Below are 19,852 nucleotides of genomic sequence, written 5' to 3'. Positions count from 1 at the left end.
TCAGTTTTGATTTGACCTTAGCTTGCATCAATTTGATTATCAGGAGCCGCATCAATAAAAGCATCCAGTTCGTTACAGTTTCGAGTGATCCGTACAATGTTCGGGTACAGCAGTAAATCAACATTAAAACGATTGGCGTTATATACCTGAGGAATTAAACACAAATCAACTAATGTCACTGAATCACCAAAACAGAACTGACCAGCATGCTTCTCAAGCTGTTTCTCTAGCGCATAAAATCCTTCATGGATCCAGTGATGATACCAAGCCGACTTTGCATCATCATCCACGTTAAGCTTTTTCGCAAGATACTGAAGCACTTTTAGATTATTGAGTGGATGCATTTCACAAGCAATCGACATTGCCATTGAGCGTACAATAGCCCGGTGTTGCATATTCAGAGGCAACAGAGTCATTTCAGGATACTTTTCATCTAGATACTCAATAATCGCAATTGACTGAGATAAAACAAACTCATCATTAACATCATCGGAGTCAGTATCGATAAAAGTTGGCACTAACTGCTGTGGGTTTAACTTGGCATAGTCTGCTTTATGCTGCTCGCCCCCCTCTTTTACCAGATGAACTGAAATTTGCTCAGCTTCTAGATCCTTGAAATTAAGTGCAATTCTGACTCGGTAAGCGGCACTCGAACGCCAATATCCATAAAGCTTTAACATATGCCATCCCTTAATAAAAATGTGTACAAAAAAGGCCAATTCAATGAATTGACCTTTTTAAAATATAAATTAGAAATTACCCTTTATATTCGACAACCTTTTGATCGATCGAACCAAAGATCGTCTTATTATTGTCATCAAGCATCTCAATGCGGACCCTGTCACCAAACTTCATAAATGATGTTGACGGCTTGCCATCAGCAATTGTTTCCAGCATACGCGTTTCGGCTAAACAGCTTGAACCAGCACTGCGATCATAGTTTGAGATAGTACCGGAGCCAATAATCGCACCTGCGCCCAATGGACGAGTCATAGCTAAATGGGATACGAGCTGGCTAAAGTTGAATGTCATATCGACGCCGGCATTAGGTTGGCCAAATAGCTCACGGTTTAGGTGAGTGATTAATGGTAAATGTACTTTAGAATCTTCCCAGCGTACACCCAACTCATCAGGTGTTACTGCAACAGGAGAGAAACTGCTTGATGGCTTAGCTTGATAAAAACCAAAACCTTTAGCAAGTTCGCCAGGGATCAGGTTACGCAGCGAAACATCATTGACTAACATCAGTAGCTTAATATGCTTTGCTGCATTTTCAGTTGATACTCCCATAGGTACATCATCAGTGATAATGGCAATTTCAGATTCAAAATCAATGCCCCACTCTTCGCTTGCCAAAGGAATGTCGGCTTTTGGTGCAATAAAACAATCTGAGCCACCTTGATAAACCAAAGGATCTGTCCAGAACGTTTCAGGCATCTGGGCACCACGTGCCTTACGAACCAATTCAACGTGGTTTACATAAGCACTACCATCTGCCCATTGGTATGCTCTTGGCAGCGGAGATAAACATTTAGATTCTTCGAAATCGATAGCGTTATCGATCAAGCCATCATTCAATGCATCATACAATTCACTCAATTGCGGCTGAAATAACTGCCACGCATCAAGCAGTTCTTGCATCGTATGAGCTATCGCGGGAACTGCGACTGTTTTTGTAAGATCTTTACTTACTAACATCAATTGGCCGTCACGACGACCATTGTTATAACTGGCTAACTTCATACCTGCTCCTGTCTTGAATCTCATTGAACAAAATAGAGTTTGTTTCATGAGATTTGACGCAATAATTATTATAGAAATACAGTAAGCTTAGGCCGATAGGAATAGCATGATACAAATCACACCATTTCTGTCGACATGTTATTTCGTAAACAAATAATTACAGCTAAATCATCACTGACTCCCTTGGGCTTTTACCACAAACTGTGGTGAAAAACCCTACACTTAAGTGGCAATTTGCTGTTACATCTACTTTTGTTTACTTATCTTATATTCTCTAAGCTTATTCGCGATTGCGGTGTGTGATACACCTAACTTCTTCGCTAGTTGGCGTGTACTTGGATAGGCAGGGTAGAGCCTTCTGAGTAAACTGGCCTCAAATTGCTTCATGGCCTGATCTAAACTTCCCTCAAATTGATGGTCGAAATAACCAAAACCTTCTGCATATGAAGGTAATTTTAACTGTTCGACGGTTAACTCAGCCGAGCCATCCCACATAGAAACAGCCCTAAAAATGGCATTTTTTAGTTGTCTGACGTTACCTGGCCAAGCATAATTTAATAGATGTTCACGGCATTGAGCCGAGATCCTGCGGATCGGGATCGACAATTGTTGACTATAATGTTCAAGGAACATCTCGGTAAGAGGGATCACATCCATTTTTCGTTCACGCAGCGATGGAAGGTGAAAACTGAGTACATGTATGCGGTAATAAAGATCCTCTCTGAAGTCACCCGTCTGGCATAGTTCAGCCAAATTTTTCTGTGTCGAGCAGATAATTCGAACATCAGCCCTGACTTCTTGATCTTCTCCCAAGCGTCTAAAAGTACCATCTTGCAAAAGGCGTAATAATTTCACTTGTGCCATTTTAGACATTTCAGCGATCTCATCAAGAAACACCGTTCCGCCTTTACCCTCTTCGAAAAAACCTCGTTTAACTATCTCACCATTGCTGACATAGCCAAACAGTTCCTCCTCAGCGGCACTATCTGGCAAGGCAGCACAGTTAATCGCGATAAACGGATATTCTCTACGCATACTCGCATCATGACATGCTCTGGCCATGAGCTCTTTACCTGTCCCAGTTTCACCGGTGATCAAAAGTGGTGCATCAAGCTGTGCCATACGGCGTGCTTGAACAAGCACCTCTTTCATTTTGTCACTGGTAACTAAGACATTTTCAAAACCTACTGTTTGATTTTGTAGCGCATTAAACTGTTTACCGACCCTTGCAGGAGATTTTAGTGAAACAACGGCTCCTGCAAGAATAGATTTATCATTTTCATCAGGAAGATAGATAGGCAGCATCTCAGCCAAATATTCATTTTGGCCAATGTTAACTCTTGTTGCCTGAGCCAGTACTAAACTCTCACTTAACCAACGGCTAAAGTTAAATCCTTGCACCCAATGGTTAAGGGATTCATCCAAAATCTCATGTTCATTCATCCCTATAATCATCGTTGCCGACTCATTCACGATCCTCACTCTGCCCTTTACGTCGATAGAGAACACAGAGTCTGGTAACGTTTTTAGCAAGGTTTTCAAGGCATAATGCTCTTGCTCTGACGGCATAAAAGAGACCGTACGCACATCATGCACCCCTTCGACTTTACGTATCAAAGGCAAAAGCTCACTGAGAGTATCGAAATTTACCTCAGCAAACTGTAGATAGATAAACCCTTGGTTACTGGCATCAATAGCGAGCAAATTAATCCCATAACCTTCTAAAATCATTAATATATCTTTAGCTAGACCCACACGGTCCACACAACATACTTCCAGCCGCATACTGGTATACTTCCCTTTATTAAACACATTTATTTCGTGGGAGAATACTGAGTTATTGATAATTGTTAATCGCAATAGGACTATTGCGAAAGATAATCACAGACCTCAGACGCCTATACGTTAAAAGGTTATGATTAGTGTGGCAAGTCTTGTTTACAGTACAAAGTGTAACAAAGAGATAAAACAGCAGGCGAAAACACGTTAACCTGCTGATACTAAATAATTTAAACTTTAATCAAGTAACTGGTCAGTCTTGGATGCCATGATGAAATCATTACGGTGTAGCCCCTTAACGGAGTGTGACCACCAGGTGACAGTGACCTTGCCCCATTCCGTCAAGATCCCCGGATGATGAAATTCCTCTTCAGCTAGCTCAGCAAGTTTATTGGTAAATATCATAGCCAGCTTAAAATTCTTAAATTTATATACACGCTCTAACTGCATAATCCCGTCACGCACTTCGACTCCCCAATCAGGAATTAAACGTATCAATTCAGCCAACTCGCTGTCGGTTACTTTCGGAGCGTCAGCCTGACAGGCTTCACACTTCATATCGGCTAATTTAGTCATCTATCTATCCTTCAATTTAGATTGTTTTATTTCTATTCATTTTAGTTATAACGTTGTTAACTGGCTTTGCATTTAGGCTCAAAAAGAGGGTCAAATAAACCCAGCTTCTTAGCTTCATCCACGGCGCCCATAATATCCATGTTAACTATCTCATCAAGATACTCAATACTATCAATAGCGTAATAAACGGGCTGCATAATATCGATACGATAAGGAGTTCTTAATACATCCACTAAATTAAACGGTTTAATCACAGGTTTATCCCCCATAACATAAAGTGTTTCACCTGGGGAACTTAAAATTCCACCGCCATAGATCTGTAACGAATTATCTTTATTACGGATCAAACCAAATTCCACAGTGAACCAATATAGCCTAGCTAGAAAGACGCGATCTTGCTTGCTCGCAGCCAGACCTAACTGGCCATATATATGTGAGAAATGGGCAAATGATGGGTTAGTCAATAAAGGGCAATGCCCAAATACTTCATGAAAAATATCCGGCTCACGTAAGTAATCAAACTCATCTTCGCTGCGAATAAAAGTTGCAACAGGAAATTCCTTGTTTGCCAATAACGCAAAAAACTTCTCAAATGAGATAAGAGCTGGTACCGCTGCCGTCCTCCAACCTGTGGTATTTAACAGTATCTTATCGATATCAGAAAGCTGAGGGATCTTATCATTCGATAACCCTAACTCTTTCAATCCTAATTGATATTCTACACAGGCAAATTGGGGTAAGTTACCCTGCTGTCGCTTGTATAGCGCTTGCCAAATTTCATGCTCACTTTGTGGAAAGTGCAGCTGACCATTTGCATCAGGCAAACGAGCCACATACTCAGTTTGTTTACTCATTCTTCTCTATACATGTTATGGATCCCATCTTCATAGTTGACCAAAGTGCGTTTTTTGTTAACCACTCCACACTTTTTATCTAGTCAAGTTAACCGTTATAAATGTAATGATAGAGTTACGCAAGAAAAGAGAACTGCATAAATATACTTATATACAGATGCTTATAGTGTAATCAATTGTTTCCACAAAAATTATGAACGCTATACCTTGGTAAGTTCACTATTAATATGGCTTTTCCGTGTCAGTTTATTAAAATAGAGGTATTGAGCTATAAGTGCATGAAAGGATAAGAATGAAACAACATAAGATCAGTAAAGCAGTTATTCCCGTCGCGGGACTCGGAACAAGGATGCTTCCAGCAACGAAGGCTATCCCAAAAGAGATGTTACCAGTCGTTGATAAACCGCTTATTCAATATGTTGTCAATGAAGCTATTAGTGCTGGTATCAACGAAATTGTACTCGTGACCCATGCCAGTAAAAACCCAATAGAGAACCATTTTGATACTAGTTTTGAACTGGAAGCTCAACTTGAACGACGGGTAAAACGTCAGTTGCTCTCTGAAGTCCAATCAATCTGCCCTAAAGGGGTCACTGTAATAAGTGTTCGTCAATCACAAGCCAAAGGATTAGGACATGCTATTTTATGTGCTAAATCTGTAATTGGAGATGCACCTTTTGCGGTACTTCTACCCGATGTTATAGTTGATGAAGCCAGCTGCGATTTACGCAAGGATAACCTTGCCGAGATGGTCAAGCTGTACAATCAAACTGAAACTGGCCAAATTATGGTTGAAGGGATCCCTGAAGATCAAGTAGACCAATACGGCATTGCCGATGTGAATGGCCATGACTTTCAACCTGGTGAGTCGATTCCACTTGCTCAATTGGTTGAGAAGCCTAGTAGAGAAGATGCCCCATCAAACTTAGCGGTTGTCGGACGCTATGTTTTGCCAGCAGATATCTGGCCCTTATTAGCAAAGACACCAGCAGGTGCAGGCGATGAGATCCAATTAACCGATGCCATCGCCATGCTGATGGAAAAACAAACAGTGAATGCCTACTACATGAAAGGAAAAAGCCACGATTGTGGTAATAAACAAGGCTATATGCAGGCCAATGTAGAACATGCACTTCGTCATAAAGAGATCGGCAACGATTTCAAGCAGTATCTTAAGCAACTAGTTAACGAATTCGACAAGGATAAATAGATATGACGATTTTAGTCACAGGTGGTGCCGGCTATATCGGCAGTCATACCGTAGTAGAGCTACTCAATGCCAATCAGGACGTCGTTATTATCGATAATTTGATTAACTCAAGCATTGAATCCCTACACAGAGTCGAAAGTATCACTGGAAAATCAGTCATTTTTTACCAAGGTGATGTGCTTAATAAAGCTTTTCTTCAGAAAGTATTCACTGATCACGCTATCCATTCCGTTATTCATTTTGCAGGTCTAAAAGCAGTAGGTGAATCAGTAGCGCAACCGCTTCGCTATTATGAAACCAATGTCTCAGGTACGTTGGTTTTATGCGAAGTGATGGCTGAGTATAATGTCAAAAACTTAGTATTTAGCTCCTCAGCAACGGTCTATGGTGATCCAGCAAGCTTGCCCATCACTGAAGACTTCCCGACGGGGGCAACGAACCCTTATGGTCAATCAAAGTTGATGGTCGAGAACATTCTCCAAGACCTTTACCTCTCAGATCCGAGCTGGAATATCGCTAGATTACGCTACTTTAACCCGGTAGGCGCGCACGCTAGTGGCTGCATAGGTGAAGATCCTAACGACATTCCAAACAACTTAATGCCCTTTATTGCACAAGTTGCGGTAGGAAAAAGAAAAAAGCTCAGTGTCTTTGGTGATGATTACAACACTCATGATGGTACTGGCGTACGCGACTATATTCATGTTGTCGATCTCGCAATTGGTCACTTAAAAGCCTTAGATAAACTCAATACTCAATCTGGTCTTGTAACCTATAACCTGGGTACTGGTGTGGGCTATAGTGTTATCGACATGGTTGAAGCATTTGAAAAAGCTTGTGGAAAGTCTATTCCCTATGAAGTCGTCGCTCGCCGTCCCGGTGATATTGCCGCCTGTTATGCCGATCCATTAAAAGCTAGAAATGAGTTAGGTTGGCAAGCTACTCACACGCTAGAAGATATGGCCAACAGCAGTTGGAATTGGCAATCGACCAATCCAAATGGATACACGAGCTCACAGATGAATATTCTAGGCTAGATTACTCGTAGCTTCTAGGCTGGATGACTAGCTGATTCTAGGTTCTAGGTTCTAGGTTCTAGGTTCTAGGTTCTAGCAAAATAGACAGAGTTAGCTCAGCGATAAAAGCAAAAGTATTAAATATTAAGCCCTCGCATTTATATTTTTGTTTTTCTTAGCGCAATGCTCCCTGAACGAAACGTTTGCTAGCTCAAAGTCTTATACATTTACACAAGAGTACGTCAGATGAGTCTCATCAACCAAAGTAGAAGACGACTTTTTAGTCGGAAAAAAAACAATGCTGTACGCCCGCCCTGGAGCCGCGATGATATCGAGTTTACTGATGTCTGTAGCCGATGTGATAAATGTATCCAAATTTGTGAAACCAACATCATAATTAAGGGGGATGGGGGGTTTCCAGAAGTCGACTTTAAAGATGATGAGTGCACCTTCTGTAAAAAATGTGTAGAGGTCTGCCCCGAAACGATCTTCAACGACACCGAAGATCAAGCTTGGCAACTTACTGCAACGGTCAATAATACCTGCCTTGCTAATCAAGGGATCTGGTGCCAAAGCTGTAAAGATGCCTGTGACTCCAGCGCTATATCTTTCAGACCAGTAATAGGTCAGGCTCCTAGACCAGATATCAACCTCGACGCATGCACAGGTTGTGGGGCATGTGTAGCTCCCTGCCCTAACAATGCTATCTTTATGACCTCTTTGACCACAGTTTTATAAAGCTAACAAATCATAATACAACATCAAATTAACGGTTTCGCCAATGTTAATTTAAGGTTAATATGTTTACATCTAGACGCCAATTTAAGACGCTTATGTTTGCAAAAAAGAGATCGAACCCCGGGTTAACTTTTGTAGCCCAAGGAACAAAGTTATCAGGTGAATGCCATTTTGCAGGAGAGGCTTTAATTGGTGGTGAAGTTAATGGAAAAATAAGTTCGGCGGGTAAAATAACCATTGAAGTCGATGGCTATATTGATGGAGAACTAAGCTGTTCTGAACTAAAAGTTGCAGGCAATTTCAAAGGAAAGCTCAAATGCGACAAGCTAAACATCACCAGTACCGGCACTGTAGAAGGCGAAGTTGCCTGCGAGTCTATGGAGATTTTTGAAGGTGGACAGTTTATAGGTATGCGAGTCAGAGAAGAGATAGCTTTATTAAACACCTTCGAGCAGAAAATGGATGATGACATCGAAGGCGAATTGCAATCCAATTAACCTAGTTCAGTCAAACGTGGACGTTTATTATCACATTTCATTCCCAAGCGGTTTCAGTCTGTTAGATCAAGCTTTTTTACCTCTTTTAGGTAATTCCGCAACAAGCGCAAAAACTCTTTTGGTTCTCTATCCAAGCAATCAAATGGAATATACAGGTGATAGCCTAGATTCCTATTGAGCATCTCACATCGGTGGCCAAACATGGCAAGTACTCCTCTGTATCGGTCTCCATTAATCAACAATGGTGTAAACTCAGAATTTAGGTAATCTTCCAGCGCTTCTAGACTTTCATCTAAAGTCACAGCAGACATTAACAAGGGCCGCTGCTCAGTCAATAGCCCTGTAGCAAGTCGACCGGGGATCATATCCAACACTGGATTAACTTTTTTCAAACGTATTCCAATAAAAGGCAGCTCAATAGTCTCTAATCCATCTCGACTTTTGGGGCTATCAAAACGTTGAATATTCCCCCATTCAATAAGCAAGCTACCTCTTCTATGATGGTAACTCAATCCTTCAGCAGATAAAGTTACACTCACTTCAGGCTCCATCTGTTTTGAGATCCCAAGCACCGTAGAGATAATACCTAAGGTAAAAATACATAGACCTGGCCCAAAAAGGGCTGACGAACTGAGAAACAATACTAAACTTAAAATGATACCGACAAAACCTAAGCAAGTTAATGTGATGGCATTTCGTTTAACGCCCGAACGCACTTGTATGACTTCAATGTTCAAAACTAATCCTAAATATAAATGTTAGCGATTTTCTCTCGCAAGAGAAGGGTCCTTGCCAATGATAACACTGTCGTTTTGATGTTTGAGGCTAAACCAAAGACGACCAACATATTCATGAATGGCCCGTTGTGATGACCATAAGTTATGTGCATCCAACTGCCACCAATAACCATTTCGAGTCATGAAATCGGTGGGGGCAGGCTCTGGATTCAAACCCATATTTTGGAATATCGCCATAGAACGTGGCATATGAGTCGCTGAGGTCACTAATCTAAAAGGATAATTTCCGACCTCCCACTTGAGAAACTCTGCTTCCTCTATCGTGTCCCTTGCCAATGGGAAGGTGATGATGCGATCTTTAGAAACGCCTAACTCAACCGCCGCTTCTGCCATCACTTCAGCATGAGATCGTGCTCCCTCTACCCCGCTCCAACCGCTGACCACTAATTTACAATCACTGCCAAGATGAAATTGACGGATCCCTTCACTTAATCGTGTTAGCGCTGTTGAAGATAATTTCTGTATTGCCGTGCCTAAAACTGAATCATCATGACCACTGCCTAGTACCATGACTAAACAGCCCTTAGGAATGGCATCACTATTGACCGTATACTCGCTTTCCAAGGGGGAACTCAGTAAATTACTGCCAGGTGTGCTACTTAAAAAAACCAGTAATACAATAACAACAGATAGAATGCTGCGGACTAATTTTCTATTTCGAAGGATCACCAAAGCAAATAACAGAATTAGCACAATCAGGGGCACAGGCATAAACAACTGTGAAAGTATTTTCTTTAACCAAAACATCGAGTCCAACATCCATTTAAGAGTCCGGCGGCTATTCTAGCAACTTCCCTCCCTAGCTCAAAGTGCTTGTTTGCTATCAAGGCTACCACAACCAAGCAGCGCCTCTCACACCAGAAGATCCCCCGTACATATTCTGTAGCACTGGCGTGCGACACTCGCCACCCAGTACATATTTGGGCAAAACATCAGGTAACAGGAGATAAATGGTTTCAATGTTAGACACGCCGCCTCCCAAAACTATCACATCAGGATCGAGGATATTGATCACATGAGCCAGTGAGCGCGCTAACCTATCGATATATCGCTCAAACGCAGCCTTAGCAGTGCGATCTCCAGTTTCAACCAATGCTGCGATTTCAATGCCACTGACCGCCTCTCCCCCAGCGGCTCTGTAATCTCTGACAAAACCCGTACCGGAAACAAACGTCTCAATACAATCTCTGTTACCGCAAAAACAGGAGGTGGTATTGAATTCATCAGCTCTCATCCAAGGCAAAGGGTTATGCCCCCACTCACCACCTATCCCATTACCGCCGCTATGAACCTTGCCATTAATCGCTACGCCCGCACCACACCCCGTACCGATGATCACGCCAAATACGACCCCTTTACCGGCAGCCGCTCCATCAGTGGCCTCTGAAACAGCAAAGCAATTAGCATCGTTCGCGACCCTCACTTCACGTCCTAAGCGTTCACCAAGATCCATATCTAATGGATGACCGTTAATCCACGTTGAATTAGCATTTTTAACCAAACCAGAATAGGGGGAAATGACGCCAGGGATCCCGACGCCAACACTCCCAATTTCACCAAGTAAAGTCTCTGTTTTATTCACCAGAACCTCTATGGCATCTAATGTTGCTAGGTACTCTCGTGGAGTCGCAATACGTTTGCGGAAAAGTTCATCTCCTTCATCATTTAAGGCAACTATTTCAATTTTGCTTCCACCAAGATCGACACCCATTCGCAACATATGTTCTGCTCCACATTTATTATATTTTTAAGTTAATCAATATATGAGTTATCGATTCAAGTAGCGAGAGTTTGCCTCACTCCACTTATACCCATTTGCAATAATAAATATCCCCTATTTGAATACATAAGCACTTTATAGCAAAAGAAATTAAGTCAGAACTGACCAATAACAAACATTTCAAGCAAAAAAAACCAAAAGAAAACAAAACGGCAACACAGTCACAACCTGAGTAACTATTTGCTACGTCAGATAACTCGGATCTTTTCCATTGATTCCATTTGTTCTAGAATGCTCGCAATATTAAAAGGGAACACTATGAAAATCAGAATATTACCAGCATTATTACTTTTAAGCTCTAGCTCCCTACAGGCAGCTTGGTGGGTTGAACCTAACGATCTAGCGCTACGAGCAGATATTCAATTGCTTTCAGATACCGGAGTCATATTACAGCCAGTCACCACCTACCCACTAATGTGGATAGGTATCAAGCAAGATATGGACAAAGCCAATCAATCCAAGTTCAGCACTATCCAAATATCTGCATTCGAGCGTGTTAATGCTGCTTACATCAAAGATCACCGTAGCGTGAACACTAAAGTTGAACTGGCTGCAGCCTCAGATCCCACTCGCTTTATTGGCTTTGGACAAGATTATCGCGACAAAGCTCAAACAGTCGTCAGCGCTGAAGTGACCCAAGACTGGTATAGTGGACGTCTTACAGCAAGTTATCACTACGATCCTATAGATGGAAACAGTACACGTTTAGATAACAGCTTTGCCGCTGTTATGCTTGGCAACTGGATAGTTAGCGCGGGGGCACAACAGAAATACTGGGGACCAAGTTGGGATACCGGACTAATTCAGACCACCAATGCCCGACCAATGCCAGGGATCACTTTCAGCCGTAATAACAGTCAAGCTTTCGAAACCCCTTGGCTAAATTGGATTGGTCCATGGACCTTTACCACCAGCTTTAGCGAAATGGAAAGTGACCGTTATGTACCTGATACTAAACACTGGGGAGCTCGCGGTACACTGCGTCCTATCTCACAACTGGAAATCGGCTTTTCATGGACCATGCAATGGGGCGGAGAAGGTTATGGCAACAGTTTGGGAGATTGGTGGGATGGATTATTTAATGGCGGCATGAATGAAAGTGAAATAGAAAACGGTCAAGAGAACATGCTAGCAGGTTACGATTTCCGCTGGTCAGATACCGCCTTTGGCATTCCTTACGGTATTTACTACGAGCGTATTCACGAAGATTATCACAATGGAAAAAACAAACTCATTAACGCCTCTAATATGGGGGGTATCGATTTTGTTTTAGCTGATATAAATACTCGTGTCTTTATCGAGTATTCGGATACTAGAGCAGCCTGTGGTGCCGACTCTGATGTTTATAACTGCATGTATGAACATGGTTTCTACCAGAGCGGTTATCGCTATTATGGTAAAAGTCTAGGTAGTACCTATGATAATGATTCAGCAACCTTAGTCATAGGTGGGATAACTCAACTCGGTGGCGGACAAAACATCACCAATAAACTGCGTTGGTTAAGACTTAATACTGATGGAACCGATACCGGAAGCCCTGAAGGTGGCAACCCCCTTTCGCCTAACGAGTACGAGCGTGTTTATCAGTTAGATACCAGCTATCATCGCCCATTCTATGAAGGTACGTTGAAAGTCGGTGGTACATTAGGTTACAGCCAGTATATAAGCAGTGGCGGTAACGATTGGGATACCACCATCTACGCAGGTTGGGAAAGAAGTTTCTAGTTAACACATTGAAGTCCTAGATATTAAAGTCTAGGGCTTCATTCTAGTTCAGCAAAATCTGCTAACGTCTTATGTCCTCTATCGGCTAAAAATGACAGCAAAGCCCTCGGGCTTCTATTCAGTAATCTCTCATGGGGAAATTCAGCCTTATTAATAATATCGATGGCATGTTCAAACTCTCCCAGAGAAAATGACACATGAGAATCTGAGCCCATAACCAGTAAGCCACCCGCATCTCGAACGGCTCTAGCAATGGCTAAACAGTTCCCTTCACTGCCCTTACGCGAAGCTAAAAATGAAGAGTTATTAATTTCCAATGCCACATTATATGTTGCGGCGGCTTGAGCGACTAAATTAATATCTATCGGATAAGCAGGATTCCCAGGATGAGTAATGATATCAACGCAACCACTTTTAATTGTCGCAATCATGGCTTTAGTGTGGGTTTGACGGTCAGAAGGAGGGAATACAGGCTCGTGAAAACCTGCAAGTACGATATCTAATTCTTGGAGGTAATCACCAAAAAAATCTATCTCTCCAGTAACATTTTTTATATTAGCCTCTATCCCTCTTAAGATCCCAACGCCATCGACGACTCTAGGTAACACTCTCATATTGACGAAGTGCCAAAAATGAGGCGCATCAGCCATATCTGGACCGTGGTCTGTTATCGCAAAGAGTTTAAGCCCTTTCTCCTTGGCTACGGTAATATAATCATGAATAGTACTATAGGCGTGGGTTGAGGCTACTGTATGGGCATGTGTGTCGACGAGATACTGCATTTCGGCTCTCTTATAAGTAAACGCCAAGCCATTTGAGCTGAGCTAACCTTCAGAAATGACATTCTGCTCTTCCCAATTTTGACGCTTTCGGTAGATGGTTGACGCGCTAATGTCTAATAATGCCGCAGCTTTGGGAACATTGCCATCACATTGTTTAATCGCTGCTTCAATCGTTTGTTTCTCTGATAACCACAGAGGAATAATCGCTTTACTTGCATCTGCTTTATTCATCGAAACCTCTATTCCCACCTGATTAAAGTCGTCACGCTTCTCCTTAGAAGAGGCACCCAACAGAGTTCCATCAGTTAAACAAATTCCGACTTCTGAAACTAATTGCTTCTCTATTATTGGTTGCACTAAGCTCGTGCGACTTAAACTCGAAGTCAGTTGTGCCGGTAACATTGAAACCTCTACTACATTAGATGAATTCAATACCACTACTTGCCTAATAACATTCTGTAATTGTCTTACATTACCAGGCCAATCATAGGCTTGAAGTAATTTCTTTACATCACGACTTAAGGATTTAAACTGCTTTCCTTCCTCATAATTATATTCGTTCAGCAATTTCTCCGCCAACAATAGAATATCTTTCCCCCTATTTCTTAGCGGGGGTAACTCGATAGGAATAACATGAAGACGATAAAAAAGATCCTCTCTAAAACGTCCCTTTTGTACCTCTTCCCAGGGAACTTTATTGGTGGCGCTAACAAAACGTACATCTACTTTTTCTTCTTTGGTTCCACCCACTTTTTGAAAAACTCCAGTTTGAATAAAGCGTAGCAACTTGCTCTGTAGCTCCAGATCCATTTCACAGATTTCATCAAGAAAAAGGGTACCTCTATGCGCCCGAGTCGCAGCTCCATCTCTATTAGCAATCGCTCCCGTGAATGCACCTTTGGTATGACCGAATATTTCACTTTCAATCAAGTCTTTAGGGATAGATGCACAATTAAGAGCCACAAAAGACTGCTCTTGCCGGTTTCCCGCATGGTGAATGGCATGGGCACAAACCTCCTTACCCGTACCACTTTCACCAACAATAAAAACCGAAGCTTTGCTATTTGCAACGCAGTCTATGGTTTTATAAACCGTTTGCATCGACAGAGAGTCGCCAATAAAACCCATGTAATTAGCTTTTGGCAAGCTTTGTTCATATTTGGCTACAAGTGTCACTAGTTGACGTTGCTTAAGGGCATTTCGTATCGTAATAGAGAGACGCTTCGCATCGAAAGGTTTGATTAAAAAATCAAAAGCACCGGACTTCATTGATTCCACAGCCAAATCTATGGTGCCATGGGCGGTGATCATGATAACGGTAATACCTGCATGACTAGATTGAACTTTTTGTAAAATATCCATACCTGACATATCAGGTAATTTGATATCGAGCACTAAAAGATCGGGTTGCCATTGAGTTAATTCGTTTAATGCATCTTCTCCATGATTTACATGGGTAACTTTGGCTCCTTCAGCACGTAAGTACTCTGTATAGAGCGCGCCAAGCGACATACTGTCTTCCACTAACAACACGGTAAACGAGTGATTTATTTCCATATATGTTCGTTACCTCACTTCTAGTTCTAAGTTTGACGCAAATTTAAGGCTCTGTGCTGTATTTAAAGCAAGGGAATAATAGGAAACGGGCCTTTAAGCCGTAAACCTATCCTTAAACGCTTTTACCGTTAGATCTCCAACTTCCTGTACTGCTGCAAAATAGGACTCGATGCCTTTATCATCATGATCTCTCGCACTTTGTTCGAGGTTTTTTGCGACCTCATACAGAGCTTGGGCACCGAAACTTCCTGAGCTACTCTTTAACGTATGGGCTTGATTGTCTATTTCATTGTAATCTCTATTTACCATCAAGGTTTTTAAGATTTCGAGCCTCTCCGTCGTTTCAGTTAAGTACACTGAATACATCCCGCGTACAGAGTCTTGACCAAGCACATCAAAAAGTTCAGAGATAACACCCTCATCGAATAATTTTTCTGAATCATTTAATAATTCAAGAACACTATCTGTTTCACATACCATTTTTAAGGTCTCTGATGCATTGCTTTTAAAGCTTATGTCCTCATCTAGATGTTCACAACTTTTTGATTCATTTAATACTGTGATATTTTTATCTATTTCAACGACATTCGATTTATCAGTAATTATGGGTAGCCAATGCTTAATCGTCTTGATCAGATCGCCCTTATTCACAGGCTTAGGCACAAAGTCCTTCATCCCTACCGATAAACAACTATCCATATCCTCCTGCTGTACATTAGCCGTCATCGCTAAGATAATAGTATCGGGTTGACGCAATAAAATTAACCTTGCAGCTTCCACTCCATCCATCTCTGGCATACGCATATCCATTAAAATCAAACCATAATCTTTCTTTTCTGCCATAGAGACAGCTTCGACACCATTATTAGCATATTCAATTTCAAAGCCTGACTTGGTTAACATTGCACCGGCTACTAACTGGTTTGAAAGGCTATCTTCAGCCAATAACAGTAACTTATTTCTAGGCGTCTGATCGGGTAACAAAATTTCATCTGTACTCTGCTCTACTTTTTTAATATGAGTCTTACTCAATAAACTGAGCAACATTTCACGGCATAGAGGCTTATTAATCACCAGCTTGAGTCCAATCTCTGACAGCTCCGCAGATATATTCGAGCGTAACCCTGAGACCAAGAGCGCTATCATGCCGTCTTCAAATAAAAAATCACGTTCCAATAAAGCTGTCATTTTAAGATTAAGCTCAGATAAACTCGTTTCATCTATGAGTATTAAATTGAAACGCCCCTTTGCATCATCGCTACTCAATATTTCAGAGACGCTAGCAACATTCGCACTATGGACACCATATTGACTATATTGCTTCCTGAGCAACTCAACGAAAGTCGTATCTGGATGAACCAGTAGCACTCGAGTATGGGAAGGTAGGTGATAAAAATGATTTTGCTCACGCTCCTCAAGCTGCAAGCGCACATCAAACCTAAAACAGCTGCCATGACCCAACCGGCTGCTTAATTCAATTTGTCCCCCCATCATAGTTATAAGCTCTGAACAGATTGCTAAACCTAAGCCAGTGCCTTTATACATAGTATTATGCTGATCATGTACCTGACTAAACTCCTGAAATAGATTCTTCTGAGCAGACAAACTCACGCCTATTCCTTCATCAGTAACAGTACAATAAAGCTGTACTTCTTGATGATGGCTATCAGGGATCCACATCTCTACCGAGACACAGCCTGAATCAGAAAATTTAATCGCATTGTCGATTAAATTATGCAGGACTTGCCGTAAACGTTGTTCATCTCCCTTGACCATTTCAGGCACATTACGGTTAATAAAGGTCGCAAGGTTCACTCCTTTTTCAGTCGCCTTTGGCACAAGGATCTGCATTACTTGGGAAACTAATTTTTCAGGTGAAAAGCAGCTAGATTCAAGTTTCATTTGCCCAGCTTCAATCTTAGAGAAATCTAAAATGTCATTGATGGTGCTTAGTAGCGCCGTTCCAGCCTCTCTAGCTGTATAGGCATAAAGCCTTTGTTCCTCATTTAATTCTGAATCTAAGATAAGCTCGACACTGCCTAACACGGCATTCAATGGAGAGCGGATCTCATGGCTCATTGTGGCTAAGAACCTAGATTTGGCTTTACTCCCAGATTCAGCCTCCTCTTTAGCTTGCATTAGTTGCGATTCATACTCCATACGCGTCGAAATATCATGAATAAACGCAGTTAACAAAATTTCATCTCCCAATTGAACAGGGATCATTGTCATTTCAATCGGTAGTTTGCTGCCATCACTTTTAACCGACATTAACTCAATGCTTTTCTTTATTGCAGGCCCAGAGCCTGTGCGACGAAACTCTTCTAACCCTTGTTTAAAACAGCTCTTTTCTACTCCATCAAAAATCAAGTCTTCCAATCTTTGACCTAATACGGTATTGCTTTCATGACTAAAAAGCTGACAAGCTGCATTATTGAACTCTTGGATTTTACCTGTAATATCAATCGTTATTAACGCATCCTGACTCGCTTCAAGGGTCGCTAATAAAATGGACTCCGTTCTTTGTGCAGCTATCTCTTTGCGTTTTATATCACTGAGATCCTTAACTAAACCCAACAACATAATGTCATTTTCAATGGTCATTTTCGACACAGAAAGTTCAATGGGAAACAAGGAACCATCTTTATGTTGCGCCATCAATTCCCGTCCATTTCGTTGAGGGACTTCTCGCTTTCCGTCAATAAAACGTTTAAGAAAAGCATCATGCATATGTCGCTCGTAACTTGGCATAAAAATAGAAACATTTTTACCTATAATGTCTTGAGTCCCGTAACCAAAAAGGCGACAAACAGCGGGGTTAACTTGGGTGATAACCCCATAAACATCGATAATAATGTAGCCATCTATGGCCGCTGAAAGAATGGCATTTAAACGGGTATTTACCCCCTCTAACTCCTTAGCATTTCTTTCAACCTTATCTATCATTCGGTTAAATGCTCGAGTTGTTTGTCCTATTTCATCAGTCGATGTGACTGAAATTTGTATTCCTGTCTCACCTTGCAAAATGCGATTTGAGGCAATTTTCAGTTCACTTAGATTACTTGTTAAATAATGGCCTAAGAGCCAAGAGAAAAGTGCAACTAACACCATTTCTAATCCTGCTATGGAAAAAAAACGAGTCGTTGCACTGGCTAAAAACTCATCAAATTCATGCACCGCAATTCCAAGTTCGATATAACCAAAACGATACCCAGACTCTAAAATATCAGCCTTAACATCTAAAATACCGTTATCAATAGCAGCTATATCATCAGACTGTGAATGAATATCCTCCTTCCTCCCCTCCCCTAACCCGACCAACAATGAATTTTCATCGTAGATATTCACATACAAAACTTGAGTATGTACGAGTAGCTCATTAGCGAGCACTTGCAGCGTTGAGACATCAGTGCTAATAACCGCATCCTTGGTCGCGGCAGCAAAAAGCGTCACTATCGCATTGGCTCGTTTTGATATTTCAGCTTCATTGGAACTTTTCAGATAATCGACGCTGGTATACACCAACAGCAGGAGTAATACCCCCTCAATGAAGGCTATCCCTAATACCGTTTTTAGCCGGAAAGACACTAGCGCGCTCCAATCGGAGTAATATCAGTCTGATCTTGCTCAGAATTAGCCAAAGGTTTAGAAAATTCACCTAAACCTAATGCTCTAACATCATCCCAATCACTATCAAGTGCAGGTTCAAAGCTGTTAAATCTTAATTTATTTAGCACTTCACGCCCTTCAGGTGAAGATGCTAACGCGACAAGGCGTCGTTTCAGTTCATTAACGATTGCAGAAGGAACTCTTGGATGGATAGCTATCGCATGGGGGGTATAACCTGGAGTCCCCCACAAAACCCGTAGTTGATCTGACGTCGATTCATCCATGGTGTTAAAGGTTCGCTTTACTCCTCCTCCGGCATCAACAAGATTTTGAGCAACGGCAAGATAAACCGAATCATGTGAGCCAACGTACTTAACTTCCGCTTCTATACCTTCAAGTTTAAGGTTTGCCCTAGGTAAAACACTGGCTGCAAACGCGGCGGGAGCAGGAAAAGCGACCTTCTTACCGTCTAACTCCGCTAGTGATTGAATAGGTGAGTCTTTCCTCACGACAATAATCCCTTTGATTTTTTTGTCCTTCTGTTTCACTAAAGCTTGATAACCAACTGAATCATGGAAAACCGTATAGTGATATGGGTTCATATACGCAACATCGTACTCCCCCAAAGCAAGCCTTTTTTCAAAAGTGGGAATATCGCGCGCTGTAGCAAAACGCAATTGAAAATTCGCATTTTGAGACAACTGCTCAAAAACAGGAGACCATAAACGAGCCAGAGTACTCGCCGCTTGTTGAGGCACAATACCAAACACCAGTACCACCGGCTCATTAAATTCGTTTATTTCCTCTTTAATATCAATACCTTGACTAAGCCCCATACAGCTAACACTTAATAACAACATTGAAAGAGTCACCTTATTCGACAATATTAATATCTTCACTTTGCATCTCCTTAGCAATAATGATTTCCCATTACTACGCAAAGCCTATGCCATTTAAAGTCGCCAACCCAATTGATGACTTCCATGGTGTACTTATCACTATTGACCTAAGTACATTTCAAATGTTTGATTGCTAAAATAAAATTATCAACTCGTCTAATAAGTTTAGTTACGTAATCACCTATTTTCAAGATGTGGACCTCATTGCATTTTGCAAAGAAATATCACTTAAAAAATAATACCTAATCAAAAATAGTTTAATTAATACAATTAAATCAACAGATATAAGG

At 41.4% G+C, this 19,852-nt stretch carries 17 protein-coding genes; 5 read left to right on the top strand and 12 right to left on the bottom strand.

The features are described 5' to 3' along the window. Nucleotides 1–17 precede the first annotated feature (17 nt). From maiA to phhA, 5 genes are all read right to left on the bottom strand, one after another. Nucleotides 18–680 carry a maleylacetoacetate isomerase gene (maiA, locus tag HWQ47_RS09775; protein WP_269970948.1) on the bottom strand — a complete coding sequence of 221 codons (663 nt, stop codon included), beginning with the start codon at nt 678–680 and terminating at the stop codon, nt 18–20. 76 nt (nt 681–756) lie between these two features. Beyond that, nucleotides 757–1,743: a fumarylacetoacetate hydrolase family protein gene (locus HWQ47_RS09770; RefSeq protein WP_269970947.1), complete on the bottom strand. Its 987-nt coding sequence runs from the start codon at nt 1,741–1,743 to the stop codon at nt 757–759. 246 nt (nt 1,744–1,989) lie between these two features. Next, complete coding sequence (gene tyrR, locus HWQ47_RS09765) at nt 1,990–3,528, bottom strand: transcriptional regulator TyrR (RefSeq protein WP_269970946.1); 1,539 nt, start codon at nt 3,526–3,528, stop codon at nt 1,990–1,992. Between the two features lie 231 nt (nt 3,529–3,759). After that, the gene (locus tag HWQ47_RS09760) at nt 3,760–4,098 is read right to left on the bottom strand and encodes a 4a-hydroxytetrahydrobiopterin dehydratase (RefSeq protein WP_269970945.1); all 339 of its coding nucleotides are present in this window, start codon (nt 4,096–4,098) and stop codon (nt 3,760–3,762) included. Nucleotides 4,099–4,154: 56 nt separating this feature from the next. Continuing rightward, a complete protein-coding gene (phhA, locus tag HWQ47_RS09755; RefSeq protein WP_269970944.1) occupies nt 4,155–4,952 on the bottom strand; it encodes a phenylalanine 4-monooxygenase in 798 nt (265 codons plus the stop codon). Nucleotides 4,953–5,244: 292 nt separating this feature from the next. Between phhA and galU the strand changes: the two genes are divergently transcribed. The 4 genes from galU (at nt 5,245) to HWQ47_RS09735 (ending at nt 8,413) form a co-directional block, all read left to right on the top strand. Beyond that, complete coding sequence (gene galU, locus HWQ47_RS09750) at nt 5,245–6,162, top strand: UTP--glucose-1-phosphate uridylyltransferase GalU (protein ID WP_269970943.1); 918 nt, start codon at nt 5,245–5,247, stop codon at nt 6,160–6,162. A gap of 2 nt (nt 6,163–6,164) precedes the next feature. Then, complete coding sequence (gene galE / locus HWQ47_RS09745) at nt 6,165–7,199, top strand: UDP-glucose 4-epimerase GalE (protein WP_269970942.1); 1,035 nt, start codon at nt 6,165–6,167, stop codon at nt 7,197–7,199. A gap of 225 nt (nt 7,200–7,424) precedes the next feature. After that, nucleotides 7,425–7,916 (top strand): ferredoxin-type protein NapF, encoded by a 492-nt coding sequence (gene napF / locus HWQ47_RS09740; RefSeq protein WP_269970941.1) that lies wholly within the window; start codon nt 7,425–7,427, stop codon nt 7,914–7,916. Between the two features lie 95 nt (nt 7,917–8,011). Then, nucleotides 8,012–8,413, top strand: a complete 402-nt coding sequence (locus tag HWQ47_RS09735) for a bactofilin family protein (RefSeq protein ID WP_269970940.1) — start codon at nt 8,012–8,014, stop codon at nt 8,411–8,413. A 53-nt stretch (nt 8,414–8,466) separates the two neighbouring features. On the opposite strand, the gene HWQ47_RS09730 is transcribed toward HWQ47_RS09735, so the two are convergent. The 3 genes from HWQ47_RS09730 to mak form a co-directional block, all read right to left on the bottom strand. Next, nucleotides 8,467–9,150 (bottom strand): DUF2982 domain-containing protein, encoded by a 684-nt coding sequence (locus HWQ47_RS09730; RefSeq protein WP_269970939.1) that lies wholly within the window; start codon nt 9,148–9,150, stop codon nt 8,467–8,469. 21 nt (nt 9,151–9,171) lie between these two features. Continuing rightward, nucleotides 9,172–9,957: a YdcF family protein gene (locus HWQ47_RS09725; RefSeq protein WP_269970938.1), complete on the bottom strand. Its 786-nt coding sequence runs from the start codon at nt 9,955–9,957 to the stop codon at nt 9,172–9,174. 82 nt (nt 9,958–10,039) lie between these two features. Then, nucleotides 10,040–10,930: a fructokinase gene (mak, locus tag HWQ47_RS09720; protein ID WP_269970937.1), complete on the bottom strand. Its 891-nt coding sequence runs from the start codon at nt 10,928–10,930 to the stop codon at nt 10,040–10,042. A 318-nt stretch (nt 10,931–11,248) separates the two neighbouring features. On the opposite strand from mak, the gene HWQ47_RS09715 reads away from it, so the two are divergent. Beyond that, the gene (locus HWQ47_RS09715) at nt 11,249–12,715 is read left to right on the top strand and encodes a capsule assembly Wzi family protein (RefSeq protein ID WP_269970936.1); all 1,467 of its coding nucleotides are present in this window, start codon (nt 11,249–11,251) and stop codon (nt 12,713–12,715) included. A 38-nt stretch (nt 12,716–12,753) separates the two neighbouring features. Here HWQ47_RS09715 and HWQ47_RS09710 read toward each other — a convergent pair whose 3' ends face one another. From HWQ47_RS09710 to HWQ47_RS09695, 4 genes are all read right to left on the bottom strand, one after another. Then, entirely contained in the window at nt 12,754–13,497 is a 744-nt protein-coding gene (locus HWQ47_RS09710; RefSeq protein ID WP_269970935.1) for a phosphatase, read from the bottom strand. A 42-nt stretch (nt 13,498–13,539) separates the two neighbouring features. Next, entirely contained in the window at nt 13,540–15,054 is a 1,515-nt protein-coding gene (locus tag HWQ47_RS09705) for a sigma-54-dependent transcriptional regulator (protein WP_269970934.1), read from the bottom strand. Nucleotides 15,055–15,147: 93 nt separating this feature from the next. Beyond that, a complete protein-coding gene (locus HWQ47_RS09700; protein ID WP_269970933.1) occupies nt 15,148–18,642 on the bottom strand; it encodes a PAS domain S-box protein in 3,495 nt (1,164 codons plus the stop codon). Continuing rightward, the gene (locus HWQ47_RS09695) at nt 18,642–19,562 is read right to left on the bottom strand and encodes a phosphate/phosphite/phosphonate ABC transporter substrate-binding protein (RefSeq protein WP_269970932.1); all 921 of its coding nucleotides are present in this window, start codon (nt 19,560–19,562) and stop codon (nt 18,642–18,644) included. The genes HWQ47_RS09700 and HWQ47_RS09695 overlap by 1 nt, the downstream gene beginning before the upstream one ends. Nucleotides 19,563–19,852 lie beyond the last annotated feature (290 nt).

The sequence above is a fragment of the Shewanella sp. MTB7 genome, assembly GCF_027571385.1.
Lineage (GTDB): Bacteria > Pseudomonadota > Gammaproteobacteria > Enterobacterales > Shewanellaceae > Shewanella.
This window is presented reverse-complemented; position numbering and strand designations above follow the sequence as displayed.

Coding starts and splice junctions, on each gene's coding strand:
- maiA (WP_269970948.1), bottom strand. CDS start 680: ATGTTAAAGCTTTATGGATATTGGCGTTCGAGTGCCGCTTACCGAGTC.
- HWQ47_RS09770 (WP_269970947.1), bottom strand. CDS start 1,743: ATGAAGTTAGCCAGTTATAACAATGGTCGTCGTGACGGCCAATTGATG.
- tyrR (WP_269970946.1), bottom strand. CDS start 3,528: ATGCGGCTGGAAGTATGTTGTGTGGACCGTGTGGGTCTAGCTAAAGAT.
- HWQ47_RS09760 (WP_269970945.1), bottom strand. CDS start 4,098: ATGACTAAATTAGCCGATATGAAGTGTGAAGCCTGTCAGGCTGACGCT.
- phhA (WP_269970944.1), bottom strand. CDS start 4,952: ATGAGTAAACAAACTGAGTATGTGGCTCGTTTGCCTGATGCAAATGGT.
- galU (WP_269970943.1), top strand. CDS start 5,245: ATGAAACAACATAAGATCAGTAAAGCAGTTATTCCCGTCGCGGGACTC.
- galE (WP_269970942.1), top strand. CDS start 6,165: ATGACGATTTTAGTCACAGGTGGTGCCGGCTATATCGGCAGTCATACC.
- napF (WP_269970941.1), top strand. CDS start 7,425: ATGAGTCTCATCAACCAAAGTAGAAGACGACTTTTTAGTCGGAAAAAA.
- HWQ47_RS09735 (WP_269970940.1), top strand. CDS start 8,012: ATGTTTGCAAAAAAGAGATCGAACCCCGGGTTAACTTTTGTAGCCCAA.
- HWQ47_RS09725 (WP_269970938.1), bottom strand. CDS start 9,957: ATGTTTTGGTTAAAGAAAATACTTTCACAGTTGTTTATGCCTGTGCCC.
- mak (WP_269970937.1), bottom strand. CDS start 10,930: ATGTTGCGAATGGGTGTCGATCTTGGTGGAAGCAAAATTGAAATAGTT.
- HWQ47_RS09715 (WP_269970936.1), top strand. CDS start 11,249: ATGAAAATCAGAATATTACCAGCATTATTACTTTTAAGCTCTAGCTCC.
- HWQ47_RS09710 (WP_269970935.1), bottom strand. CDS start 13,497: ATGCAGTATCTCGTCGACACACATGCCCATACAGTAGCCTCAACCCAC.
- HWQ47_RS09705 (WP_269970934.1), bottom strand. CDS start 15,054: ATGGAAATAAATCACTCGTTTACCGTGTTGTTAGTGGAAGACAGTATG.